The organism is Sphingomonas sp. STIS6.2, from assembly GCF_000732685.2.
In the GTDB taxonomy this organism is placed as follows: Bacteria; Pseudomonadota; Alphaproteobacteria; order Sphingomonadales; family Sphingomonadaceae; genus Sphingomonas; species Sphingomonas aerolata.
In genome coordinates this window covers 62204-88247 of record NZ_JPDP02000159.1, presented here as the reverse complement: position 1 = coordinate 88247, position 26044 = coordinate 62204, and the positions used below count along the sequence as shown (strand labels likewise).

Sequence of the window (26044 nt, the reverse complement as noted above, 5' to 3'; positions counted from 1 at the left end):
CAATATAGATTTCGAATGCCGCAAGATTGACCGCGTCAAATACCGACCAGCGAGACTCATTGACGTAACAGACCCGGCTATTAGAAACCGGTCATGGCGATGGAGGGGGAGCAAGTGTCCGGCCTTGGCGAAAGGACAACGATCCTTCGCACGCTGGTCGAGACCTATACCCGGCCGCTGAGCCGGTACTTCACGCGGCGCGTCTCCGCGCCACACGACGTCCCCGACCTGATCCAGGAGGTTTTCCTGAGGCTAAGTCGGCTGGAGGACCCGAACGGCATTCGCCAGCATGACAGCTTCATCTTCGTCACCGCGGCCAATGTCCTGAAGGATCAGGCGCGGCGCAATCAGGCGCGGGGCGCGGGATTGTCGGATCCGATCGACGATCTTTCGCTTGAAGGTTCGGATTTCGCGCCCGACCGCGTCTTGGCGAGTAAGTACATCGCGGACGCGTTGCGGCGTGCGCTTGCCGAACTGCCCGAACGGACACGCGACGTGTTCGTGCTCAGGATGCTGGAGGGATTGAAGATGGCCGATGTCGCGCATGCCATGGCGATCTCGACGCGCGCCGCCGAGAAGCACCAGGCGCGCGCGCTCGCGCATGTCGCGGAACGCCTGAAGGACTGGCATCGGTGAGCGATCCCGTGATGATCGAAGCCGCGGAATGGGCCGAACGGCTCGACCGCGACCCGAGCGCCGTAATGCGTGCGCGGTTCGAAGACTGGCATGCGCGACCGGATCACGCTGCAGCCTGGGCGGTGATCGCCCAAGCACGGGCCGCGACTACAGCGCTGGCGGACCATCCCGACCTTCTGGCATTGCGGCACGCGGCCGTGGCGCGCGCTGCGTTACGCCGCGAGCCACGACGAGTCGCGCCGTGGATACTGGCCGCCGCCGCCTGTGCCACGGTGGTCGCGCCGCTGGCGTTGTGGCGCTTCGCGGATGATACGCCTGCCGTGCAGGTCGCCGAAACACCCATGTACCGGACGGCGACGGGTCAGCGCCTGATGGTCACGCTGTGCGACGGGTCGCGGCTGACTCTCGATACCGACACGCGGGTCCGGATGGCCTATACGAGCAACGAGCGTCGATTGGTGCTGGAACGCGGACAGGCCTTGTTCGAGGTCGCCAAGCACCAGGCCCGGCCGTTCGTCGTCACCGCGGGCGCGCAGGCGGTGACCGCGCACGGCACCGCGTTCGACGTGCGGCTCGAAACCAGCGCGGTGCGCGTCGCGCTGCTCGAAGGGCTCGTCAGCGTCGCCGGCAAGGGCGCACGCGGCAAGACCGTCGCGATGGTGCCGGACGACGTCCTCACCGCATCGGCCAGCGGCGTGTCGGTTCGCCACATGCCCGGCAGCGCGCAGCGGCTGGCAAGCTGGAGCGAAGGCCGGCTCGTGTTCGAGGACGAGGCATTAAGTCAGGCCGTCGCCGAGATAAATCGCTACAGCGTCCAGCAGATCGCGATCGCCGACGCCGCTGCGGGCCGGGTCCGGATCAGCGGCGCATTCCGGACGGGCGAGGTCCAGCCGTTCCTCGACGCGCTCGAACTGGGCTTTCCCGTCAGCGTCGATCGGCACCCGAACGGCAGCATCACGATCGCCTCGAAAAAATAATCGACCCGAGGGCAAAACCCGGTTCGGGTTTTCCGACGTCCCGCGTCTTTATCGTCAGATCGACCCCGGCAGAGGGATCGCACGAACAGGGAGGGTTGCATGACATCCACAGGCAGGGCCGTGCTGGTACGCGGCGTGATGATGACCGCATTGGCGCTGGGCGCAGGCGGGATCCCGATCGGCGTCACGGCGCAGGCCGCTATCGGCATCCGCATTGCGCGGCAGGACATGAGCACCGCGTTGCTCGCCTTCTCGCGCCAGAGCCGCAAGCAGATCCTGTTCTCCCCCACCCTCGTCCGCGGCAAAACCGCACGCGCGGTGGCCGGCCGGATGGACGTCGGCGCGGCGCTGACGACGATCCTGAAAGGCTCCGGGCTCGGCCACCGGCTGACGCCGAGCGGGGCCTATCTGATCATCGACACGCATCCTCAGGCGGCCGAAGCCACGCCAGCGGCGGTTCAGGTCGCCCCGGCGCAGGCGGCAGCCGATCCGGCTGCGACGCAGGTGCCCGAGGAAACCGCCCCCGATATCGTCGTGATCGGCACGGCGGGCGCAGGCACCCGGCGCCAGGATGCGGCGTTCGCGGTCACCACGATCGACAGCAGCATGGCGCAGCGGCTCGGCACTGCCAGCACTGCCGAAGTCCTTCGTGCGGTGCCGGGGGTCAGCACCGAAAGCTCGGGCGGCAAGACCGGCGCGAACATCTTCGTGCGCGGCTATCCATCAGGGGGCGATGCGGAATATGTCACCTTCCAGACCGAAGGCGTGCCTTTCTTCCCGCCGCCGACGCTGTCGTTCCTCGAAAACACGCAGCTGATCCGCATCGACGAGACGATCCAGCGTGTCGAAGCGGTGCGCGGCGGCACCGGCGCACTGTTCTCGAACGGCCAGCCCGGCCTGACCGTCAACCTCGTCCAGCGCGAGGGGAAGCAGGCGCCGGCCGGGTTGCTGAAACTCAGCGGCACCGATTTCGGCGAGTTCCGCGTCGACAGCTATGTCTCGGGGCCGATCGACGACAGCACGACCTATATGCTCGGCGGCTATTACTCGACCTCGCGCGGGATCCGCGACGCGCAGTTCGAGGCGGAGCGCGGTGGTCAGATCACCGGCAATATCCGCCATGACTTCGACAAGGGCTCGATCCTGCTCTTCGGTCGCTATCTCGACGATCGCGGCCAGTGGCTGCTGCCCATCCCAGTCGTCCAGGACGGCGACAAGATCCGCGAATATCCCGGCTTCGATGCCGGTACCAGGACGCTCGTCGGACGCGACACGCGGATCGGCGTGCGCAACGACGGCAGCCGGGTCGATCTGGCAGACGGACGCAGCGCGAAGATCTACAATCTGGGCGGCAATTTCGATTACGAACTCGGCAGCGGGATCACGGTTCGCGATCGCGGCAGCTGGATGGAGGGCGATGCCGACACGATCGGTTTGGTCCCCGGCGGCTCTGCGCCGGTCACCGCCGCAGCCTATGCTGCCGGCCGGGGCGGGACGATCGGGTCGCTCACCTTCGCGACCGGCGGTGCGGCGGCCTCGCCCAACCAGGCGGTCGTCGAGGCCGGCCTCTGGAGCGTCGAGAAGCACATCCAGGCCTTCGTCAACGATTTCGCGCTGGAATGGAAAACGGGCAGCAACACGCTGACCGGCGGCGTCTATTACACGCGGTACAAGTCGCGTGACCGGTGGAATCTCGGCAACAGCATGCTGATCACCGCCGAACCCAACGCCCGACGGCTGAACCTGACGCTGGCGGATGGCCGGATCGTCACGCGCGATGGCTTCTCGGGCGGATCGACGTTCAAGGTCAACGCGCGCTACACCGGCGAGGACGTCGCGGGCTATGCCGTCGACGAACTGCAGATCACCGACCAGCTGCGAATCGACGGCGGCGTCCGGTGGCAGCATCACTCGGTCGACGGCACGCTCGAAAACCTTGCAGCGACGGTCCCGGCGGCGGGTTTGGACGGCAACCCGCGGACGCTGTACGACAATGGCGATGCGCAGCTGAACGGCACCTTCCGCACGATCCGCTATCGCGGCGATGCCTGGTCGTGGACCGGCGGCGTCAATTACGACCTGACCCGGCAGATCGGTGCGTTCGTCCGCTACAGCCGCGGCAACAGCTTTCCGTTCTTCGACAATCTGCGCGACGGGATCGACGTCGCACCGCAGGTCGACAGCTATGAAGGCGGCGTGAAGGTCTCGACCGGTATCGCCAACCTGTACGCGACGCTGTTCCACAACACGTTCGACGGCCTTGCGACGACGGTCATCACCAGCGGCGCCCCGATCGCGTCGGTCGGTGGCGCCAAGGCGACCGGCGTCGAGTTCGAGGGGCAGTTGCGGCCGTTCGGCGGCTTCACGCTCAGCGGCTCGGCGACCTATCTCGACGCCAGCTACCGCGACTTCTTCACCGATGGCGGCCGGACCGATCTCACCGGCAATCGGGTTCAGCGCCAGCCGAAATGGCAGTGGCGCGTGACCCCCGCCTATGATCTCGAGCTCGGCGGCGATGCGAAGGCGGGAGTCTATGCGACGATCGGCTATATCGGCGACCGCTTCTCCGACGTCCAGAACGCGCAGGTGCTGCCGAGCTTTTACAAGCTCGACGCAGGCATCACTCTCGATCTGAACCGGCAGGTGCAGTTCCAGGTGATCGGTGACAATCTGACCGACGAGATCGGGCTGACCGAGGGCAATCCGCGCACGCTCGGATCGCAGGGCAGCGGCACGATCCTCGCAAGGCCGATCGTGGGTCGCTCGATCCGGTTCGCCGCCGCGTTCAAGTTCTGACACAGCCCAGGGTGATCGATCCCGCCCCGTCGGGGGATCGATCACCCTGGCGAAATGGTTGCGATCTTCATGAAAACCCTTTGCCGTTTTGCCGCCCTGGCCTCGGTCGCCGCAATGGCGCCTGCCCAGACCACTCCGTCCCGACCGGCCGCCTCTCCCGCACTCTCTGCCGCGAAGGCCCAATCGCCCGCCGATATCTATGGCCCACTGTTCCAGGCCGTGCAGCAAGGTCACGTCTTCGCGGACGGCAAGACGTTCGTCGATGCCGTCCCCAAGCGCGCGGCCGCGGCGATCATGGCGGACTATGCGCGGACCAGACCCGCCGGCCCGGCGCTGAAGGTGTTCGTGCTCGCCAATTTCGTGGTGCCCGGCGAGAACGACCGGGGCTCGGGCGATCTCCGGTCGCATGTCCGGGCCCTGTGGCCGCAACTCGTCCGTCAGCCTATCGCCCCCGTCGCAGGCAGCTCCGCCCTGTCGCTGCCGGCGCCCTATGTCGTACCGGGCGGGCGCTTCCGCGAAATCTATTACTGGGACAGCTATTTCACGATGCTCGGGCTGAAGGTCGACGGCCAGCAGCCGCTCGTCGAATCGATGCTCGACGATTTCACCAGCCTGATCGAGCGTTACGGGCACATCCCGAACGGGACGCGGACCTATTATCTCAGCCGTTCGCAGCCGCCTTATTACGCGCTGATGCTCGATCTCTCGACCAACACCGACCCCGCTGTCGCGAAGCGTCGGCTGGCGGCGTTGCGCGCCGAGCACGCCTTCTGGATGAAGGGCGCGACCTGCCTCGACGGCAACCCGGCCTGTCTCCGCGTCGTGCGGATGCCCGACGGCAGCGTGCTCAACCGCTATTATGACGACCGCGATACGCCGCGCGACGAATCCTATGCCGAGGACGTCGAGACCGCGGCCAGGGCGGCACCCCGCGCCGCCGCCGATACGCAGCGCAACCTGCGTGCGGGCGCGGAGAGCGGATGGGATTTCAGCTCACGCTGGCTCCGCGATCCCCGGTTGCTCGCCACAATCCACACCACCGACATCGTGCCCGTCGATCTCAACAGCCTGATCTGGGCGATGGAACGCCGCATCGCCGCGCGCTGCCAGACCGCCAGCGACACCCCCTGCGTGACCGAATTCACGACCCTGGCGACCAAGCGCAAGACCGCGATCGACCGCTATCTCTGGCAGGTGGCGACCGCGCGCTATGCCGACTGGGACCTGTCGACGCGCATGCCAACGACCAGCATCAATGCGGCGATGCTGCACCCGCTGTTCGTCGGGCTTGCGTCGCCGGCGCAGGCGAAGGCCGTCGCCGCGACGGTGCGCAAATCGCTGGTGGCCGGGGGCGGCCTGCGCACGACGACGCTCAATACCGGGCAGCAATGGGACGAACCCAATGGCTGGGCACCGCTACAATGGGTCGCGATCGCAGGGCTCGAGCGAAACGGCGAACCGGCGTTGGCCAAAGACATCGCCAGACGCTGGCTCGGAACGGTCGGCGCGGCCTATGCCGATACCGGCAAGATGCTCGAAAAGTATAATATCGAACAGCGCATACCGGGCGGAGGCGGCGAATATCCGGTGCAGGACGGGTTCGGCTGGACCAACGGCGTGACTAGCGCGATCCTCGATCGCTTCCCGGACCTGGCCCAGCCGTCGACCAGTGTTCGCAAATAGGATCTCGGCAATAGGATCATTCTTGTCATCGGCCGCCTTTGACGCGACCTGTCGGCTTTGCAGGAGATGACATTGAGTATCGAGCAGTTCACCGGCGACGCAGCGATCACGGAGTCGGACGCCTTGATCGTCGTCGACCCGCAGATCGACTTCTGCCCCGGCGGCCGGCTGGCGGTTGCGGGCGGGAACGAGATCATGGCCGGGATCGAACGGCTCGCTCCGCGATTCCGGCATGTCGTTTTAACGCAGGACTGGCATCCGGCCGGGCACCTGTCCTTCTCGAGCAGCCACCCTGGTCGGCAGCCGTTCGATACCGTGCCGATGCCATATGGCGAGCAGGTTCTTTGGCCCGATCACTGCGTCCAGGGAACCGCCGGTGCCGAGTTCCATCCCGACGTGCAGGGCACCATCCGCCGCGCTCACGTCATCGTTCGTAAGGGGTATAATCCGGACATTGATTCCTATTCGGCCTTTTTCGAGAACGACAAGACGACGAGAACCGGGCTGGCCGGGTATTTGCGGGACAAGCAGGTTCGGCGGTGCGTGTTCGTTGGGTTGGCCTATGATTTCTGCGTCGCCTGGTCGGCACTCGATGCGCGGCGCGAGGGCTTCGACGCGTCTATCCTGACGGACTACACCCGAGCGATCGCAATGCCGGTCGGCGACGGAACGACGGTAGACGTGGCGGAAGCGCAGTTCCGCGCAGCCGGCGTCCGGTTGATATAGACTGCCAAGATGGCGCGGAAGGACGCGCACGTGTCGACGCCGCGAACGCACCCTGCCCTTTCCGTGCCTGATATTATGGGCGGGCACCCTTTGGTCGGCCGAGCGCGACGACGATACCAGCGCCGACAACACCGAGCACCACAACCGCGGGGTGAAGCTTTTGCACCTGCAGCACGCTACTCGACGTGCGCGCGCGGACATGCTGGGTCCCGCGCAGCGCATCGGTCCGCGGATCATAGAGATTGTCGCGGCGTGCCGGATCACCGGGATCCCCGGGCTTCTGCTGCGCGAACGTGCCGACCAGTTCCATGATCCGGTCGCTCAACTGCGGCGCGGTGCGCGAGAGAAGCGAGGCGAGCAGCCCCCCGCCCCCCGCATACAGCGTCCGCCGCGGCGTCTCGCACGCGAACAGCACCGCGTCGGCGACGACCGAGGGGGTGTAGAGCGGCGGTGGCAGGCGCGGTGGCTGATCCATGAAATTGCGCGCATGTTCGGGGAATGGCGTGTCGATCGCGCCGGGCTTGATCAGCGTGACCGAGATGCCGGCCCCCTCCTGCTCGAGCTCCATCCGCAACGTGTCCGTCAGCGCCTGCACCGCATGCTTGGTCGCGCCATAGGGCCCCTGCTCGACGATCGCGCGGTCGCTAAGGATCGAGCCGATATTTACGATCGCGCCGCCTCGCCCGCGCAGATGGCGGGCCGCGACCAGCGATCCGTGCAGCATGCCGAAATAGTTGACGTCGAACACGCGCCGGTGATCGGCGATCGGCACCTGATCGAGTGTGCCGTACGTGCCTGTCGCGGCATTGTTGACCCAGCTGTCGAAGCCGCCGAACGCCGCGACTGCAACGGCGGTGACACGCTCGACCGCAGCCATGTCGCTGACGTCGGCAGCGCACACCGCGATGCGTCCGCCATCGGCCGACAGACGGGCGCGGAGGGCCTCGAGCGCGGTTTCGTTCCGCGCGGTCGCTACGACGGCGGCCCCGCGGCGCACGGCAGCCTCGACGGTCGCGAGCCCGTTGCCGCTGGTAGCGCCAGTGACAACGATGACCTGGTCGCGAAGGGGTTTCAGCGTGATGGCCATGGCGATCAGCGCCCCAGCGGCGACTGGGCGTAACCGGCGAGCAGGGCCGCGACATCGTCATAGATCGCGACCGCGCCCGCGCCATTCAGCCGCTCGTCACTGAACTTGCCCGATCGGACACCAACCGCGGCGATCCCGCATTTGGCCGCTGCCTCGATGTCATAGGGCGTATCGCCGACGACGATCACCTCTGCAGGATCGATCCCCGGCAGCGCCTTCAGCGCGGTGGCGAAAATGTCCGGGGCGGGTTTGGTCCGCTCGACGTCGTCGCTGCTCGTCGTCGCGCCGATCAGATCGCGCGCCTCGAGCAGCGCGATGTAATGATCGAGCTCCGATCCCGACGCCGACGAGGCGAGCACGACCTGCTGCCCAAGACCATGCGCGTGCGCCAGCAGATCATGCGCGCGCGCGAACGGCTTGGCGGTCTCGAGATATTTTGCCTTGAAGATCTCGCCGTGCGTATCGCCGAGTTTCTCCTGCTCCTCCGCGTCGGCACCGGGCAACAGGGTGGGCACGAGCATGTCGGTCCCCTTGCCGATCTGATCGTGGATTACCTGCCGGTCGAAGGACGCCCCGACGCCTGCAAAGGCCTCCTCCCAGGCTAGCACATGCATGTCATTCGTATCGACCAGCGTGCCGTCGATATCGAAAAGGATGGCCTTGATTTGCATAGTTCAATCCCGGGTCTGACGTCGTGTATTCGCCAACCAGCACGCCAGCGCCGTGACAGGCGTGGCGCTAAGCGTCGGCAAGAGATGATGATATCCAAACGGTTGACTGTCCGAATTGGCCCCGTCGACGGCGAATTTGACGGTGCGCACTGCGCTTAACCGAGTATCCAACCCTGTCTCCATCGTACCGCGACATCCTTTCGCACGCGGTTTTCGCTAGGAAGGACCCCCGAATGATCGTGGCTTTCGGGAATTTTCCAATGATATCCTGTCTTTACCTACCCTGATAAGGATCAATACGAAATATACCCGTCGAATTCTGGAAATCGTCAGGAACGATAAGGAGGTTCGGATCGCTATGTCTCCATCAATATCCAAAGCTTGACGGCACGACGCCCAACTCAACCACGCTGACCAACGCCTTTGCTGGCATCGCGAAGTCTATCGTCCGTCGGGCTTGGTCTACTGCTTATTATTTTTGACGGCGTAATGTACTCTTCGAAAGTGCGGCACGCCAATTAAAAGACGGAGACTTTCTGATGCGCGCACTGGTTTGGCATGGAAAAGGCGATGTTCGGGTCGATACTGTCGCGGATCCCGAGATCAAGCACCCTCGCGATGCGATCATCAAGGTGTCATCTTGCGCGATCTGCGGGTCTGATCTTCATCTGCTCGACGGTTATCAGCCGACGATGCAGGCCGGGGACATTCTCGGCCATGAAAATATGGGCGTCGTCGTCGCATTGGGCTCGGAGGTCACCAACCTGAAGATCGGCGACCGCGTCGTCGTGCCGTTCACGATCAGCTGCGGAGACTGCTTCTTCTGCCGCAAGGGTCTGTTCTCGGCGTGCGAGCGAACCAACCCGAATGCTGAAATGGCGATCAAGGCGATGGGCCATTCGCCTGCCGGCCTGTTCGGCTTCAGCCACATGCTCGGTGGGTATTGCGGTGGCCAGGCGGAATATCTGCGCGTGCCGATGGCCGATATCGGCCCGATCAAGGTGCCCGACAACGTCACCGACGATCAGGCGCTTTTCCTCTCCGACATCTTCCCGACCGGCTATATGGCCGCCGAGAATGCGAACATCGAAGAGGGCGATACCGTGGCGATCTGGGGCTGCGGCCCGGTCGGCCAGTTCGCGATCCGATCGGCGCTGATGCTCGGCGCAGGCCGCGTGATCGCGATCGACGAGGTGCCCGAGCGTCTCGCGATGGCCGAGGCCGGCGGTGCGGAGACGATCAACTTCGCCGAGGTCGACAGCGTCTATGACGAACTCCAGTTCCGCACCAAGGGCCGCGGTCCGGACAGCTGCATCGATGCCGTCGGTGCAGAGGCTTCGGGTCATGGCGCAATGGATGCAGTGATCGACAAGGTGAAGGCGGCGACGTTCCTCGCCACCGACCGTGTGCATGTCCTGCGCGAGGCGATCATGAGCTGCCGGATGGGTGGCACGGTCTCGATCCCCGGCGTCTATGTCGGGATGGGTGACAAGATCCCGATCGGCGCGATGATGAACAAGGGGCTGACGATCAAGACCGGCCAGACGCATGTCCAGGCTTACACGAAGCCGCTGCTGGCGCGCATCGAAGCCGGCGACATCGACCCGAGCTTTGTCGTGACGCACCCGGCGAGCCTCGAGGATGCGCCCGAAATGTATCAGAAGTTCCGCGACAAGCAGGACGGCGTCATCAAGGTCGTGCTGCGGCCGTAACCCTGCCCCACCCCGGTCCGCTCTGCATGCCGATCGGGGTGGCCGCTTCCTATCCACGACCGTCACGAGGAGTTTCCATGAGCGACAAGGTTCATACCCCCGTCCCGGGCAATCCCGCGAGCAAGGGCGCGCCGGATGGCGTCTCGGAGTCGCCTCGCAGCGATACCGACGGCCGCGTTCACGGTCGCAGCGACGGCGGTGAGAGCGCGGGCGGCGCCTATCCCAACCCGCACGAAGGCAAGACCGACGCCGATACCAGCCCCGCGTCGCAGGGCGGCCAGACGGACATCGCCTATCATGGCGGCGGTCAGGCGGGTGAAGACGGGGGCAGCGCCGGCAACGCCGTCGCCGGCTCGCACGGCGGCGGCGGTACGACGATCGCAGCCGACCCCGATGCCGATCGAGCCCCGCACTCGATCGCGGCCGATCATGGCACGATCAAGGTCGTCGAGACGTCCGGTATCGCCGAGGCCGAGGCGACGGGCAAGGTCGGTACCGATGCGCGCTACGAGAACGAACAGGCGAAGCCCGGCGCCGGCTGACGCCTCGACGGCACGCCCCCTATTCAACGTTAATCACGCCACCGGGCATTTCTGGCCCGTGCACCAGCAAGGAGTATCCCATGTCTGCACCCGAGAATCTGAAAGACATTTACACCGACGAGCTGAAGGACCTGTGGTCGGCGAACGACCAGATGAAGAAGGTCCTGAAGAAGATCACGTCGAAGGCCAGCGATGCCGCGCTGAAGGACATGCTGACCAAGTCGCAGGCGGATATCGAGAAGCATACCGACCTCCTCAAGAAGTTGATCGCGTCGAACGACGAGAAGGTCTCCAAGGAGCATTGCAAGGGCATGGAAGGGCTTGTTGCCGAGGCCACCAAGCACGTCCTCGAAGAGGGTCCGGAAAAGGGTCCGTTGCTCGATGTCATGATCATCGCCCAATATCAGCGGATGACGCATTACGGCATCGCCGGCTTCGGCACAGCCGCAGCCTATGCCAAGGCGCTGGGTCTCAAGGATGATCACAAGGCGCTGAACGCGGCCACCAAGGACATTTACGGCGGCGACGAATATATGACGAAGCTCGCCGAGACGAGCGTCAACCTAGACGCCGAAGACGCCTGAAACGTTCGCCCGCCGGCTCACCCCGGCGGGCGATGTCCTGCCCCGTAGACGACGGACGCGACAGTCATGACCACCTACCCCTTGAGCGAGCCGGCCCGGATCTTCGCTGACGCATCGTCCGCCGGTGCGACACCGACGGAAGTCGGACGCGGAACGCTGGAGGCGTGCGTCGATATCGTCGCTGGTCTGTCGGAGGCGCGGCAGCGTTCCGTCGCCATCCATATGGACGATCTTGACCTCCGGTTCAATGCGCAGGAGATCAGCGAACTCCTCCATTATCTCCGCACGGAAAAACCAGGTGTTTCAAACGCGGAAATTACCGAGATCAAGGTCGCCGACCAGTAGCGACAAAGGCGCTCGTGGCGTTCCGCGATTGCCTGTGCGCCCCGCAGCACCCGGATCACACGGAGTACGCTGTAGCCCGGCGCGGGCAGCCAGGGTAACATTGACCGTCGCTGTCCTTTGCGACCATCATCACCACATGATCATCTCGCAGGCCGATGCGCGCCGCATTGCGCTTGCAGCCCAAGGGTTCGGCCGACCGCCGCCGCCTCGGGTCACGGCGGCGCATCTCCACAAGGCCGCCGATCGGACGGGGCTTCTTCAGATCGACAGCGTCAACGTGCTGGCCCGCGCGCATTACCTGCCACTGTTTTCCCGGCTTGGCGGCTACGACCGGGCGCTGCTCGAGCGCGCCGCCTGGGGTCCAAAGCCGCATCGCCGGTTCTTCGAATATTGGGCGCATGAGGCGTCGCTGCTGCCGCTCGAGCTTCATCCGCTGCTGCGATGGCGGATGGCCCGCGCTGAGCGAGGCGAGATCGGCTACGCCGCGCTTCGCCGCTTTGCGACAGAGCATCGTAGCGAAGCCGACGCCGTATTGGCCCGCATCGCGGCCGAGGGCCCCCTGACCGCCGCCGATTTCGAAAACGGGGCGAGCCGCAGCGGCTGGTGGGAATGGAGCGACGTCAAACACACGCTGGAATGGCTGTTCTGGTCGGGCCGGATCACCACGGCGACACGGCGGGGCAGTTTCGCGCGGGTCTATGACCTCCCCGAGCGTGTCCTGCCCCCTGCCGTACTGGCTCTGCCCACACCGAGCGTTACCGAGGCGCAGCGGGCGCTGATCGATCGGAGCGCCCGCGCGCTCGGCATCGCGACCGCCGCCGAGCTGCGTGATTATTTCCGGCTGAAGCCCGTCGAGGCGGATCATGCCATTGCCGATCTGGTCGAGGATCAGGCGTTGGTGCCCGTCCGCGTGGACGGCTGGAGCCAGAAGGTCTGGCTGCACCGTGACGCCGCGGTGCCCCGCCGGGTGCGCGGGGCGGCCTTGCTGGCGCCCTTCGATCCGCTGATCTGGGAACGCGGCCGCACCGAACGCCTGTTCGGCTTCCGGTACCGGATCGAGATCTATGTGCCGCAGGCGCAACGCACCCACGGCTATTATGTGCTGCCCTTCCTGATGGACGAGGCATTGGTCGCGCGGGTCGATCTCAAGGCGGACCGGCAAGCGGGCGTGCTGCTGGCGAAACGCATAACGCTCGAACCGGGGGCGCCCGACGACACGCTGCCCCGCCTGCAGGTCGAGTTGGAGCGGATGGCGCAATGGCTCGGCCTGTCGGACGTTCATGTCGGCGAGATCATCCGTCCCGCGTGATGCGCCATGCAACGATCGTCCGTCTCGCCGCCACATGTCAGTGGCTGATCGATCAGAATGTCACGACCACACTGACGGCGTCCTGGTAGCTGCCCGCCGCTGGCGTCACCTGCGCCTGATTGATCCTGGCGACATAGGGATAAGTCCTGACCGGCGTCAGGCTGCCCGTTCCGGGACTTGCGCCGGTAAGCGGGTTGGCTTCGTTCCAGACGGTGACGCCATCCGCATGATAGATCTGATACTGCAACGTCGCGCCCGCGCCGCTGGTCATCTGCCGCCACGCTGCACCGGTACCAGCACCGCCGGGTGTGAAGCCGATCCGGTAGACGGCGTCACGAGTGCAATCGATCTGGACGGCCGAGGTCACCGGGCCGAACTGCGTGACGAGCGCGGCACTGCCGAAGGACAAGTCGGGCGCGGTGATCTTGCAGTCGTTGCCGACCACCAGCGTCACTTGAAGCGTTACGACGACCTTCCCGCTATCATAGCCCGAACAGACAAGGCTCAGCACATTCACCCCGTTGCAGACGCTATAGTCCCATTGCACCGTCAGTGTGTCGCTATACGTCCCGGCAGGGATATTGGGAGCCGCCGTCAAACGCGCGAACAATGGCGTGGTGAAACTGCTTCCACCGCCCTGCACCGCCAACAGGCTGCCGCTCATATAGTTGACGGTCGATCCCTGCGTGAACGGCGTGGTGCCGTTGGCATCGGCCGACACCTGATAGGCGATCGCGTCGGCGCCTTTGACCAGGCGAAACTGGTTGAGGCTGGTGATGGTCGCGCGCGCCGAATTGCCCCCGATGAGGGTCAGCACGGACCCTGTACAGGAAAGACCGGCTGACCCGGCAACTTGCGGCACCGTGCTACCACGCACGTCGTACGACGACACCGGCGAAAAGGTGAGCGCCCCGGACGATGTCGTGCAGGCGGCGAATGCGGGACCCGTGACGATGCTCAGGACCACCAGTGCGAAGAACAGCCGCAGCGACACCATCACCGGCACGAGACCGGTCCTATCCGTGACAGAGCCGCGACGTCTGCGGAGACGCCGAACGTCGCCTGGCACACCGTCCCGTCCGACGTCAGCGCGGAGAGCGACACCTGTTCGCCGACATCCTCCAGATACGCGATGCCGTCCCAGCCGATGGCGACGTCGGGATGCCCCTCACGCCGGACGCGACCGCCCGGCTTGAGCGCCGCCCCGTTCCTGTCGACGAGCACCGCAAGGATGTTGCGCGTCATGCGGACGTTCAGACGCACGACGGCGCCACTGCCCTGTCGCACGGCAACCCGCTGCTCCACCGCGGATGCGACATGGTTCTCCGACAGCGACAGCGTATCGATCGCGAAGCGGACGGGAAGATAGGGCACGACATTGGGCACGAAGAGATGGCCCTTGCGGTTCGTCACGCCGACCGGCTGGTTTTCATAGCTGACGCCAACGCCCGCCACGCCAGTCTCGACGACCGCAAAGGCATCGCTCGCCTGGTTGGCGACGAACAGGCCGCCGTCCATCGCCACGATCGACCCCGATGCGCCAACCCAGGCCGAGCTGCGCGCCTGGGCCGTCGCGCCCCCGGCCTGCACTTCGATGAAGGGCGCGCGCCATGTCCCGGTCACCTGCCCCGATGCGGGCCCCCGGCTCGCCGCTGCTATCCCGGCGTCGATGCCGAGGCCGCCATCGGTCGGCGTCGCCCGGGTATAACCGACCTGATAGAGATTGCGCCCGGCCGAACGGCTGATCCCGCCGCTGGCCGCATTGCGTCCGAACGGGATGAACAGGCGCAGCTGAGCACTGGTCGCGCCTCGTTCGAAATCGCGATCCGCGGTCACGAACAGGTTCGCGCGCGATCCGACCGGACGGCCATAGGACAAGGACAGCAGGCGCGAACGTAGCGTGAGTTCGTCGACCGATCCCAAGGTTCGCCCCGAAATATACGCAGCCCCCACTGTGCCCAGCCGCGCCAGATTGACGTTGGCGATCGCGCGATAGGTTCGCCGCCGTGTCGCGGGATTTGCAAGGTCGAAGCTGGCGAGCTCGCGAAAGCCCCTGCTGCGATCGTCATATTGCGCGGCAACGCTGAAGTGGCGCGCAGTATAACTGTAGCCAAGCGACCAGCGATGGCCCGCGGCCTGACCCATGCGCGACGCACTGACCGACAGCGCGACGGTGCCAAATCGCGACGGCGCCACCACGAGCCCGCCCCCGATCTGCCGAAGCCGGGCGGTCGCCTCGGCATGCGCCTCGAGCGTCAGGAACGACGTCATGCCGCGTCGGATCGAGCCATTGGCGGCGAGCGTGCCGTAATCGAAATTGCGGATGCCATAGCCTTGGCGGATGGCGCCGGCTTCGGCTGCGAAATCGGTGAGCCCGGCGCGCAGCAGTGTCGACGAGACGTAGAAGGGGATCGTGGTCGCGATCTGCCGGCCCACGGCGTCCGTCGTGACGATCACGGCCTCGCCGGCGCCGTTGATCACCGGGACATCCTGCAGCACGAACCGACCCGGCGCGACGTCTGCGCCCTGCTGCCGATAGCCGTCGACGAACAGGTCCACCGCCGACGGCACGGCCGCCTTGCCCGCAAAGCTCGGCAGCGGCATCGTCAACAGGTCCGGCCGCGTATTGAAATCGCGCGTGAGCTGCAGGCCACCCAGCCGGACGGACGTGCTCCAGGGCAAGGACCGCGTGATCAGGTCACCCGCCGTGACGGTCAGCGCGCGATCCTCGTTGATGAATCTCGCATGCGTATCGTAGCGCAGATAGCCGCCGATGCCGGACCCAACCCGCATCACGCCGGAATTGGACAGCGTCGCAACCGGCCCGAAGACCCGCTGTTCGGACCATAAGGAGGCAAGGGAGCCTCCGTCGGCGCGCTGCGCATAAAACTGGTAGTTGACCATCGCGCCCCAGCTGGCGAGCGTGGCGGCGCGGGCTCTTCCACCCGCGGCGATCCGCGTGGTCGGCAGATGGTCGGGCGCGGTTTCGAGATGGAGAGCCTGGAGCGCGGCATCATAGCGGGCGCGGGTGTGCGGCAGCGACGCGACGTCGCGCTCCGCCCCGCCGCCCTCCGCACCGCCGCCCTCCCCGTCGAACGTCACGCCATTTCGGCTGAGCGCCTCGCCCGGCACGAGCATCCGTATGCCGACGATCCGCAGCGGCACCAGGTCACCGGTGGCACGGCCGTTCACCACCAGCTCGACGAACAGCTGCTGCACCGGGTCACCCGCGCGCGCCATTTGTGGCAGGCAGACCAGCATGGTCGTCAGCAGGAGCGCACCTCGGATCATGGCGTGTCGGACGGATCAACGCGCGGCAATGCGCTGATCGGCGCCATTGACGTTTGCCACCAGCGGACTGGTGTCCGGGACGCCTTCCGGCACCGGCCAGCGCATCGTCTGACCCGCCAGGACATAGCCCGCGAGCCCCGAAGCAAGACTGGTCTTCTTGTCGTCCGCCGTCCGGATATCGACGAGGCGCGCATGCAGCATGCCGGTATTGCGGATCGCCAGCGTCCGACCGCTGCCGCTCCGTTCCACCGTCGCGGTCAGTTCGGGCTTGGCCGCGGTGACGGACCCCGCATAGGTGAAGAGCGGAACCGAATAGCGCATCTGCACCGCAAGCTCCGCTGCCGGCAGCCGGCTCGCATTCGGCGCATTCGCGGTGGGGATTTCGTCGATCAACAGGCGGTAGCTGCGCTCCACCGGGCCGGTCTGGTCGTTCGCCGCAATAGCAGGCCGCTCGCGCCGCAGCACACGGATCATCTGCCGTTGCCCCGCCGGGATGACTGCGATCGGCGGGCTGGCAACGACCTCGTCCTGATCATCGTACAGATCGCCCTGCGGACCCTGCGACCAGCGCAGCGTCCGGACCTGCATCGTGATCGGTTCGTTGCCCTTGTTCTCAATCCACAGTGCGGTCGCGCGCTCGGTGGCGGCGATTTTCGGATCGACCGGCCAGATGATGACCGCCGCGGCGCGACTTGTGCCTGGCAGCAGGAGGAGCGGCGAGACGATGGCGGTCAACATACGCAGGATCTTCATGACTTGTCCTTGCTGCATCACCAGGTGACGGTGATGCGAACCACATCGGAATATCGCCCCGCGGCCACGCCGCGCTGGACGACGGCACGGGCGTGGACGGGAACGGAGAGTCGCGACGTGCCGATCGGGAATGCCAGCGCGATCGCCTGCGACGTCCAGGGCGTCTGACTGCCGTTCGCAAAAAGCTGGTAGGGCATGCGATCGGCAGGCCGGGTTGCGTGGACGAGCTGGCGCACCCCGTTGGACGGCTGAGTGCCGTTGTCCGCGGTGAGGGTGACGCTCATTCCCGGGGTGCAGTCGATCTGCAATCCGGCGGCAACCGCGGTGACCAAGCTGCCTTGCGCGGCTCCCCCATCGACCCCGTTCACCGACCCCAGGTCGATCGATCCCCAATTGCCCCCGGTATCGGCGCTGATCGCGCAACCATTGGCGATGACCGCCCCGACCCTGAACGTGCGGCTGGTCTCGGCCATGCTTCCCGACGCACAGCCTGCAACCGCCGACACCGCGAGGAAAGCCCGGACGGCGCGCACCGCCGCTACCAGCTGAGCGTCACCTGAACCGTATCGGTATAGGTACCCGCCGGCAGCGCCAGGCCATTGCTCGACGCGCGGGCATAGATCGGCAGCGTCAGTGCCGAGGTGGCTGCGGTACCGAGGCTGATCTGCCTGCCGATGGTGATCTCGTCCTGTCGCGCCGAGTCCATGTACAGCCGATACGCAACGGTCTGCCCGAGATACGCCAGCTGACGGACGTTGCCTGCGTCGTTCGCGCCCGCCCCGACGGTTACCTTCGGCGCGAGGCCCGGCGTGCACAGCACCGTGACCGCATTCATGGCGCCCTGCGCGACCATCGTCGCATCGGCATTGGCGAAGACGCCGGACTGATCGGCGAAAGCGATCGTTCCGATCCGCCCCATGGTCCCGGAGCTGTTGCCGCCGTTCACCGCACAGGCTGCGAGGATGTTCAGGGACACGCCGATCGTGCCGCTGGCGGTTTGCGCGTCTGCCGATATTGCCCCGCCAGACGCCGCGATCACGCCGACCGCAATGCCCAGAACCCTGCTCGTCATTTTACGGTAAATCATGATAAAACAGCCCTCCATTTGGGCTGTTCTCAATGGTCGCCAGTTAACAGGATGTTGAACAACCGATCTGGCCGACGATAGCTTTCGATCCAACGATTATGACATGGTTCCAATAAGATGACGGCTCTCGTGGCCGGTCATCAAACATGCCGGGTCTGGCGACCGCGGTGCCTCCTAATTCGGATTGCCGACCGGGATGACCGGATTGCCCTTGTAGCTGCCAAGCTTGACGTGGAGCACCTGTGCACGATCGGTGAAGTTGATCCCGTAGTCGGTCTGATCGCCGTTGAGAACGCGGTCGAACACCCAGTGCCCCTGCGCGTCGTAATGCCCCTCCTCGACCCGATCGTAGAGCATCGAACGCCCGCTGCTCGCATCCGCCAGCGCGAACGAGACGCGCGTGTCGAACCCGGTCACGAGATATTCGTCGGGGCCGATCTCGGCGATAGCAAGACCGCCGGTCGGTTGCGGGTTGCCGGTCGGCTTGTCGGTGCCGAACTGATACTGGCCGAACGTCGCGGTGGCGCGGTACTTGCCGAGGTCCATGACCTGCCTGTGCTCGACTTTGGGATCGGTCGGCTCGGCCACGCCCCAGGTCTTGCCGGCAAAGGCCAGCCGCGCCCATTCCCGCATCATCGGCTCGAACACGCGGTAGTTGCGCGCGAACAGCTCCATCGTCGGCGCGTCCAGCGCCTTCGCACCGAGCGGGAAGTTGTAATAGCCGCTATCGTCCATCCCGAACGGCGCGAAGCCGAGCCCGCCCCCGCCGACCACCGGATAGAAATACCTTGCGAACTCGGCCGCATTGCCCGTCTCCGGGATCAGCAGGGCGTTGTCGGCACGGCCGTAGAGCTTCAGATATTCGAGATACGCGGCATGATCGCGCGCATAGATATCGGGCGCGACCAGATCGAGCGACGGCGCCGCGGCCTTGTACACGTCGATCACGTGATGGATCGGCCCACCGCTCGAATAGGTCGTTGCCGCCTGCCGTCCAAAGGCCGAGGCGAGCGCGGCATTGACGTACATCGGCACCGGCTTCACCGCCTTGCCCGCCGCCGCGATCTCCTCGATGTAGCGGGCGATCGACCAGGCGTGGAAATACTCGTCGGCATCGGCGCCGAACACCTGTTTCCAGCTGCCCGCGGGCTTGCGGAATTTTTTCAGCAACGCCGCCGGGACCGGGCCATCGAACAGCTTCTGCGCGACCGGCGAGAAATCGCGGACGCTGCCATAGGTGCCCGCTTCGTTTTCGGGCTGGACCATGATGACGGTGTTCTGCGGATCGGCGGCCTTCAGATGCTGCATCAGCTTGACGAAGGCGCGCTTGTCCGCCTCCAGCGTCGACCGATGCAGCGGCGACAGCGCATAATGCGTCTCGCCCTTGGCGTTGGTCATCCGCGGGAACCGCGCGTTGTCGAGCTTGACCCAGGCGGGCGCATAATTGGGCGAGGTATTCTTCCACGTCGCGAACCACAGCAGGACGAGGCGCACCTTGTTCTGCTGCGCCTCGGCGAGCAGCTGATCGAGGAAGGAAAAGTCGAATTGCCCTTCGGTTCGCTCAATCTGCTCCCACGCGATCGGCACCTCGACCGTGTTGGCGTGCATCGCGTGGATCGTCGGCCAGACTTTGGGCAGCATCGCCGGATAATTGCTCGAATTATTGACCTGCGCGCCGAGCATCAGCCACGGCGCGCCATCGACCATCAACGCGTGATGCCCACCGCGGGTGACCAGCCTGGGCACCTCGGTCGCGGTCTGCGCGTGCGCGGCGCCGGCGAGCAGAGTTGCGGCGAGGGTCAGGCCCGCAAGCACGCGGGATGAGCGGAAGATCATGATGCAGTACCTCGAACGGGAAACGGGAAAGTCGGCACGGATCAGTCCTCGACGAAGACGAGCCCGCCCAGGCCCGATGCGACCGTGCCGTCGCTTTCGAGCAGGAGGGTGACGATCCGCTCGCCAGGTCCTGGCGGGAAGGCGACGCGCAATGTGGCGGCGGCGAAATCGGGCTTCGTCGCGGCGCGCTTGCCGTCGATCCAGATTTCACCCCGCCCGACGAGATCCTTGAACACGATCGTCCCGCCCCGTTCGCGCGTGCCGCGGTGCGGGGTGAGCTTGGCACGCAGCACGGTCCAGCGGCCACTGCCCTGCGGCGGCTGGATCTCGCCTGCGCGGACATACAGCCAGCTGTTCATGTCATTGTCCGCCAGCACGATGTCGGGCGACGGTTTGGCGGTGGCGGCAGGCGACTGCCGCCAGTCCTGCACCGTCAGCGTCATGCGGGCGGCCGCGACGAACGGACGGGCCGGTGTCGCGAGGCGACGCACAGTGCTGGTGGCCGTGCGCAATCCCGCCGCGCTGGCCGAGAGCTTGACGGTGCCCGCGCCGCCGCCGCCCGCGCGAACGATCACCTGCGCCAAACCGTTGAACAGGCGGCGGCGATTGCCCTGTTCGGCTTCGTGGCTGACGGGATCGCCATTGCCGAGGCCGATGATCGTCCCGCCGCTGACTGCAAAGGTGACGTCGAGATTGGCGGTCGGCACATGCCGCCCGCGCGCATCGACGGCGTCGATCGTATAGGGCTGCACGTCCTCGCCATCCGCCGCCATCGCACGCCGGTCGGGCGTGATCCGCAGCGCCACCGCCGCGCCGGTCGTCTCGACCACGCTGCGCGCGACCTCGCGTCCGCCGCGATAGCCGATCGCCTCGAGCCGGCCCGGCGCATAGGGCACCTGCCAGCTCGGCATCGTGTAGCGATCGACCTTCTGCTCGCCGATCAGACGGCCATTGAGCATCAGCCGCACGGATTCGACATTGGTCAGCGCCATCACCTTGACCGCCTGCCCCTCGCGCCCGGGCCAGTTCCAGTGCGGCATCAGATCGAGCAGCGGCACGTCGTCGACCCACTGTGCGCGGTGCAGATAGAAGGCCATCTTCGGAAAGCCGCACAGGTCCATGATCCCGAAATAGCTGCCCGCGGACGGCCATTCGAACGGGGTCGGCTCGCCGTGATAGTCGAACCCGGTCCATACGAAGGTCCCCGCGACGAACGGCCGCTCGGCAACCGACTTCCAGCCCTCGCGGTGGGTGCTGCCCCAGTCCGCCGGTTCCTCGTCATACGACGCCATCAAATGCGCGGCGCGGTCGGTCTCCCACGCCCCGCGTGTCATGAAACTGCTGGTGTCCTCCGAACTCGTCAGCGGCAGCATCGGGTTGGCGGCGTGGAACCGGTCATATTGGTCGCGCTGATAGTTGTAGCCGACCACGTCGACCGCCTGGCTGACATTGACCGGCGCAAACATCCCGCTGTTCATCGCCGCGGTGACCGGTCGGCTGTCGTCCAGCGCCTTCACCGCGACCGACATGCGGCGGACCATCTCATACCCCGCGGGCGTCCCCTGCATCGGCTCCTCGTTGAACACCGACCACATGAACACGCTTGGCCGGTTGCGATCGCGGCGGACCAGCCATTCGAGCTGCTCGATGTAATCGGGGCTGGTGTTGAAGTTGCGGTTCTCGCTCATCACCAGAAAGCCGAGCCGGTCGCAGGCGTCGAGCACCTCGGTCGCGATCGCGCTGTGCGCGAAGCGGATCGCGTTGCATCCCAGGTCCTTCAGACGCCGCAATCGCCAGTCCCACAGCGCATCGGCCACCGCGACGCCGACACCGGCGTGATCCTGGTGGTTGCACGTACCCTTGATCTTGAGCGGACGGTCGTTGAGATGGAAGCCCGTCGCGGCGTCGAAGCGCAGCGTGCGAAACCCGATCCGCAACGTGCGTTCGTCGACGGCCTTGCCGTCGCGCGTCAGTCGCGTCCGCAGCGTGTAGAGCGTCGGCGTGTCGATCGACCATAGCCGCGGCGCGGGGACCGGGATGGTCAGCGTCGCGCTGCCCGGCTTCAGCGACGGCAGACGCGCCGCCGCGGTCTGCGTCGCGATCGTGCGGCCGTCGGGATCGATCAGCGACACCTCCATGCTCGCCTCGGCCGGGATCTTGCCGATATTGCCGAGCGTCGCAGTGACGGGGACGCTCCAACTGCCATCGGCGGCGCGGCGCGGGTCAGCGTGGATGCCGTCGGTCGCGATGTAGGTCGCATCGCGTTTCGCCAGCCAGACATGGCGGTACAGCCCTGCGCCCTCGTACCACCATCCCTCCATCGTCTGCGCATCGACCCGCACGACGATGCTGTTCAGATCATCGCCATACCGCGCCAGATCCTTGATATCGATATAGACGGAATTATAGCCGCTCCAGTTATGCGCGACGATCGATCCATTGAACCAGATCGTCGCATTCGTCGCGATCCCCCCGAACTGCAACTCGAGATACCGCCCCCGGTCCACCGGATCGAGCCGCAGCGCGCGCCGGTACCAGCCGAAGCCGCGCCGGCGATAGCCCTGCGAGACATTGGCACTTTCCTCGAACGGCATCGTCGATGCCCAGTCGTGCGGCAGATCGACCTCGGGCCAGTCCGAATCGTCATATTGCATCGCCGCAGCACCCTGCGCCTGCCCCGCCTTGGCGCTGTTGTAGGACCAGCCATGGCCGCGGATTTCCGGCATCGGGATATCGCCGAGGTGAAAGCGCCAGCTGCGATCGAGCAGCAGCCGGCTGGGATCCTCGACCGGTGCACGCAGCGGCAGGTCGTCGCGGGTTGCCGGCATCGGCAATGCGCCGATCGCTGGCGCTTGCACCGGTGCAGCCTGCGCGACACCGTCCGCGGCCAGCGCCACGCCGATCGCGGTGCCGCTTCCCAGGAAATGCCGCCGGGTCAGCCGACCCGTCTCGTGCGCATCCGTCATCTCTGGCTTCCTATCCATCGCTGCCGGGCGGGCCCCGTTCGTTGCACCGTCAATGCTGGCGTTCGCATCAGTCGGACACTGGTGGGCGCCCTGGCGACGGCATTGCAACCCCCGCGTCGCCGATCGCGGTGCTGTGCTACAGGTTCAGGTGGCGACATCGCACGGGATCGCGCCTGAAGCCCGGGAGCCTTTCGAGGCCCCCGGGCTTCAGCCGGTCAGTAGTTCACGCGGAGCGTCGCGCCGAAGCGGCGATCGACGACCGAATAGTCGCGCGGCCGGCTGTCCAACCCGAAGAACGTCTCACGCCGCGTGTTGAGCAGGTTGGTGGCATCCACCGACGCGGTGATATTGGGCGTGACGTCGTAACTGATCGAGGCGTCGAGCTGGCCGAACGCCCGGTCGTAGATCGGCAGATTGCCCGTCCCGCTGGCCGACGTGGTGCGGACATAATCGTCGCGCCAGTTGTATGCGACGCGCGCCGACAGTCCGTATTTCTCGTAGATGCCGACCAGATTGTAGCTGTTCTTCGACAGCCCCTCGAGCGGCACCGAGATCGGCGCGCCGGGGATCGCACCGGCGCTCGGATTGGGCGCCTTGGAGTCCACATAGGTGTAGTTGGCCTGCACCCCGAAGCCCGACAGCGGCCCCGGCAGGAAATCGAAGAACTGCTGATAGCCGACTTCGAACCCCTTGATCTTGCCGTTCGCGCCGTTGACCGGCCGGTTGATCTGATATTGCGTGCCGTCGATCACCACCGGATCGTCCACACGCGCGATGAAGCCGTTGACCGCCTTGTAGAACGCGGCGGCATAGACCGAGCTCGTCTTGTTGAAATACCATTCGAACGAGACGTCGAGCTGATCGGCGCGCAGCGGCTTCAGATCGGGATTGCCCGACGAGCCCCGCCGGCTGACGGGATCGAACGTCAGGACCGAGTTGAGCAGATTGTAATCCGGTCGCGTCAGGCCCTTCGACGCGGCCAGACGCAGCTGCAGCGTCTCGGTGATCGGGAAGCGGATGTTCAGGCTCGGCAGGACCGAGGTGTAGCTGTTGGTCTGGTCGATCGGAATGGTCGGGCCGCCCGACGGCGTCTGGAAACCGGCGACGTTGGTCTTGGTATTCACGATGCGCACACCGAGATTGCCGTCAAACGGCAGAATGGTCTCGGACTTGAACCGCGCGACCCAATAGCCGCCGATCGTCTGTTCCGAGACGTCGTTGCGACCGGTCGGCAGATATTCCGGAACGGCGACCTGGCCATTGGGATAATAGGAGGCGAAGGTCTGGCGTACCGCGTTCAGATCGCCGCGGATCACGTCGAACGGCGGGATCAGGAAGCTGCCGAGCCCGGCCGCATCGCCGCGGAAGAAGTTCTTCACCGGCACGGGGTTGTAATAGCCGGGGATCGCCGAGAGCGGTGTACGCGGCACGCGTGGCGTATCGAACAGGTCGACATAGCCGAACACCGGAATTTCGACGACCGCGTTCAGCTTGGTGTACCGCACACCCGCCTTGATCGACGTGAAGAAGCCGCCATCGGTCTCATACTCGACGTCCTGCCGTACCGACCATTGGTCGTTGTGGCTGCGGCTGCTGGAATCGAGGATGTAGAGATAGGAAAAGTTCGCCGGATCGGTGAGGAAGCTGGGCGACCCTGCCCCGGTCACGCCGATCACGGGCAGTTTGCCGGTAATGTCGACGCTGAGCGTGTTGGGCTGGTCGCTGCCGACGCCGAGCGCGAAGAATTCCGTCTTCGTGCGGCTGTCGACATAGCTGACATCCGTGGTCAGCGTGAGCTGGCTCGACGGATTGAACTTGAGCCCGCCGGAATAGGATGCGGTCTTCGAGCGGCGATCGCTGCGATAGGTATTGCCCTCGACGAACACGTTCTGGAACGTGCCGCTCTGGAACTCGCCATTCTCGTCGAACGTGAAGCTGCTCGCCGGCCCCGGCGTGATCGGCGCACCGCCGCGGCCGAACGGGTAGACGAGATAGCCGACCTGGTTGAACTTGTAGTTGGCATAGTCGAACTGGCCATAGACTTCGAGATTGTCGGCAGGCTTCCACTGGACTGCCGCGGAAATCCCGATGCGGCGGCGATCGCCGACATTGTTGAACTGGCCGACGCCGTTGGGCACGATCACCGCGTCGGCGGCATCGGCCGTGCTGCCATTGCCGGTCCGATCGACGATGCCGGTGCGCAGCTGATAGGGCTCGATCGACAAGGCATCGGTGCGATAGGCGCCGCGCTGGAGCGATCCGTTGAGCAGGAAGCCGATCTCGCCCAGACCGGTTTGGTAGGTGTCGGTGATCAGACCCGAGAACGAGGTCTTGGTCTTGTCCGCCAGATCGTGATGCGTGACCCGCGCGCTGCCACTGATCGTCGGCTTCGAAAAGTCGAACGGCATCCGCGTGCGCAGGTTGACCGTGCCGCCCAGGCCGCCCTCGATCACGTCGGCGGCAGGGTTCTTGTAGACGTCGATCCCGGCGAGCAGTTCGGAGGGAATATCCTCAAGGCTGATCGTGCGGCCGTCGCCCGCGGTGAAATAGTCGCGACCGTTCAGCTCGGTACGGACCTGGGTCAGGCCGCGGATCGCGATCCGGCTGCCCTCGCCCTGGTTGCGCTCGATCTGGATGCCGCTGATCCGCTGCAGCGCCTCGGACACGTTGTTGTCGGGCAGCTTGCCAATGTCTTCTGCGACGATCGAATCGATGATCTGGCTGGCGTTGCGCTTGCGCGCCTGTGCGCTGCGCAAGCTGGCGCGGACGCCGGTGACCACGATGTCCGCATCCGCATCCGCATTCGCAACGTCGCCGCTCGGCGCGACGGTACCCGCTTGCGCGCCCTGATCGATCGGTGACGGGGCGGCCTCTTCGGCCGTGTCGGGGACGATAGCGGGCGCCTGCTGGGCGCTCGCGGCTACCGTGAATGCCGAGACAATTGCGAGGGCAGATGCCCCGCTTGCCAGAGCCTTGAGCACACAAGCCGAACGGAATTTTACGCGGTTCAAACACCATCTCCCCAGGATACCGAACGGACCAC

20 protein-coding genes are annotated in these 26044 nt (G+C 65.6%); 10 read left to right on the top strand and 10 right to left on the bottom strand.

Annotated features, from left to right (window positions below; genetic code table 11):
- The first annotated feature begins 114 nt into the window (after positions 1 to 114).
- From sphst_RS15400 to sphst_RS15380, 5 genes are all read left to right on the top strand, one after another.
- Positions 115 to 636, top strand: a complete 522-nt coding sequence (locus sphst_RS15400) for an RNA polymerase sigma factor (protein WP_234387698.1) — start codon at positions 115 to 117, stop codon at positions 634 to 636.
- Positions 633 to 1613 carry a FecR family protein gene (locus tag sphst_RS15395; protein ID WP_051916554.1) on the top strand — a complete coding sequence of 327 codons (981 nt, stop codon included), beginning with the start codon at positions 633 to 635 and terminating at the stop codon, positions 1611 to 1613. Before sphst_RS15400 ends, sphst_RS15395 begins: the two co-directional genes overlap by 4 nt.
- A 99-nt stretch (positions 1614 to 1712) precedes the next feature.
- Positions 1713 to 4409, top strand: a complete 2697-nt coding sequence (locus sphst_RS15390) for a TonB-dependent receptor (RefSeq protein WP_234387697.1) — start codon at positions 1713 to 1715, stop codon at positions 4407 to 4409.
- A 69-nt stretch (positions 4410 to 4478) separates the two neighbouring features.
- Positions 4479 to 6092: an alpha,alpha-trehalase TreF gene (gene treF, locus sphst_RS15385; protein WP_234387696.1), complete on the top strand. Its 1614-nt coding sequence runs from the start codon at positions 4479 to 4481 to the stop codon at positions 6090 to 6092.
- A gap of 72 nt (positions 6093 to 6164) precedes the next feature.
- Positions 6165 to 6818: a nicotinamidase gene (locus sphst_RS15380; protein ID WP_234387695.1), complete on the top strand. Its 654-nt coding sequence runs from the start codon at positions 6165 to 6167 to the stop codon at positions 6816 to 6818.
- Between the two features lie 73 nt (positions 6819 to 6891).
- On the opposite strand, the gene sphst_RS15375 is transcribed toward sphst_RS15380, so the two are convergent.
- Together sphst_RS15375 and sphst_RS15370 are read right to left on the bottom strand one after the other, a co-directional pair.
- Positions 6892 to 7905 (bottom strand): SDR family oxidoreductase, encoded by a 1014-nt coding sequence (locus sphst_RS15375; RefSeq protein ID WP_031395506.1) that lies wholly within the window; start codon positions 7903 to 7905, stop codon positions 6892 to 6894.
- A 5-nt stretch (positions 7906 to 7910) separates the two neighbouring features.
- Positions 7911 to 8576: an HAD family hydrolase gene (locus sphst_RS15370; RefSeq protein ID WP_031395505.1), complete on the bottom strand. Its 666-nt coding sequence runs from the start codon at positions 8574 to 8576 to the stop codon at positions 7911 to 7913.
- Positions 8577 to 9115: 539 nt separating this feature from the next.
- Between sphst_RS15370 and sphst_RS15365 the strand changes: the two genes are divergently transcribed.
- The 5 genes from sphst_RS15365 (at position 9116) to sphst_RS15345 (ending at position 13068) form a co-directional block, all read left to right on the top strand.
- A complete protein-coding gene (locus sphst_RS15365) occupies positions 9116 to 10288 on the top strand; it encodes a zinc-dependent alcohol dehydrogenase (protein WP_031395504.1) in 1173 nt (390 codons plus the stop codon).
- A 77-nt stretch (positions 10289 to 10365) separates the two neighbouring features.
- On the top strand, positions 10366 to 10830 hold the full coding sequence (locus sphst_RS15360) for a hypothetical protein (RefSeq protein WP_043157841.1): 465 nt from the start codon (positions 10366 to 10368) through the stop codon (positions 10828 to 10830).
- A gap of 80 nt (positions 10831 to 10910) precedes the next feature.
- Positions 10911 to 11414 carry a ferritin-like domain-containing protein gene (locus sphst_RS15355; RefSeq protein WP_031395503.1) on the top strand — a complete coding sequence of 168 codons (504 nt, stop codon included), beginning with the start codon at positions 10911 to 10913 and terminating at the stop codon, positions 11412 to 11414.
- A 66-nt stretch (positions 11415 to 11480) separates the two neighbouring features.
- Entirely contained in the window at positions 11481 to 11759 is a 279-nt protein-coding gene (locus tag sphst_RS15350; protein ID WP_031395502.1) for a hypothetical protein, read from the top strand.
- Between the two features lie 136 nt (positions 11760 to 11895).
- Positions 11896 to 13068: a winged helix-turn-helix domain-containing protein gene (locus sphst_RS15345; RefSeq protein WP_056408621.1), complete on the top strand. Its 1173-nt coding sequence runs from the start codon at positions 11896 to 11898 to the stop codon at positions 13066 to 13068.
- Positions 13069 to 13120: 52 nt separating this feature from the next.
- On the opposite strand, the gene sphst_RS15340 is transcribed toward sphst_RS15345, so the two are convergent.
- The 8 genes from sphst_RS15340 to sphst_RS15305 all read right to left on the bottom strand — a co-directional run bounded on the left by sphst_RS15340 (position 13121) and on the right by sphst_RS15305 (position 26012).
- Positions 13121 to 14065, bottom strand: coding sequence for a Csu type fimbrial protein (locus sphst_RS15340; protein ID WP_107045789.1), 945 nt, complete (start codon positions 14063 to 14065; stop codon positions 13121 to 13123).
- A complete protein-coding gene (locus sphst_RS15335; RefSeq protein WP_051916549.1) occupies positions 14065 to 16359 on the bottom strand; it encodes a fimbria/pilus outer membrane usher protein in 2295 nt (764 codons plus the stop codon). The genes sphst_RS15340 and sphst_RS15335 overlap by 1 nt, the downstream gene beginning before the upstream one ends.
- 15 nt (positions 16360 to 16374) lie before the next feature.
- A complete protein-coding gene (locus sphst_RS15330) occupies positions 16375 to 17112 on the bottom strand; it encodes a fimbrial biogenesis chaperone (RefSeq protein ID WP_051916548.1) in 738 nt (245 codons plus the stop codon).
- 17 nt (positions 17113 to 17129) lie between these two features.
- On the bottom strand, positions 17130 to 17645 hold the full coding sequence (locus sphst_RS15325) for a Csu type fimbrial protein (RefSeq protein WP_031395497.1): 516 nt from the start codon (positions 17643 to 17645) through the stop codon (positions 17130 to 17132).
- Positions 17646 to 17650: 5 nt separating this feature from the next.
- On the bottom strand, positions 17651 to 18199 hold the full coding sequence (locus sphst_RS15320) for a Csu type fimbrial protein (RefSeq protein ID WP_159043674.1): 549 nt from the start codon (positions 18197 to 18199) through the stop codon (positions 17651 to 17653).
- Positions 18200 to 18373: 174 nt separating this feature from the next.
- A complete protein-coding gene (locus sphst_RS15315) occupies positions 18374 to 20035 on the bottom strand; it encodes a DUF5597 domain-containing protein (RefSeq protein WP_031395495.1) in 1662 nt (553 codons plus the stop codon).
- Between the two features lie 41 nt (positions 20036 to 20076).
- Entirely contained in the window at positions 20077 to 23001 is a 2925-nt protein-coding gene (gene galA, locus sphst_RS15310; protein WP_107045788.1) for a beta-galactosidase GalA, read from the bottom strand.
- 215 nt (positions 23002 to 23216) lie between these two features.
- Positions 23217 to 26012: a TonB-dependent receptor gene (locus sphst_RS15305; RefSeq protein ID WP_199849006.1), complete on the bottom strand. Its 2796-nt coding sequence runs from the start codon at positions 26010 to 26012 to the stop codon at positions 23217 to 23219.
- Between the last annotated feature and the right edge of the window lie 32 nt (positions 26013 to 26044).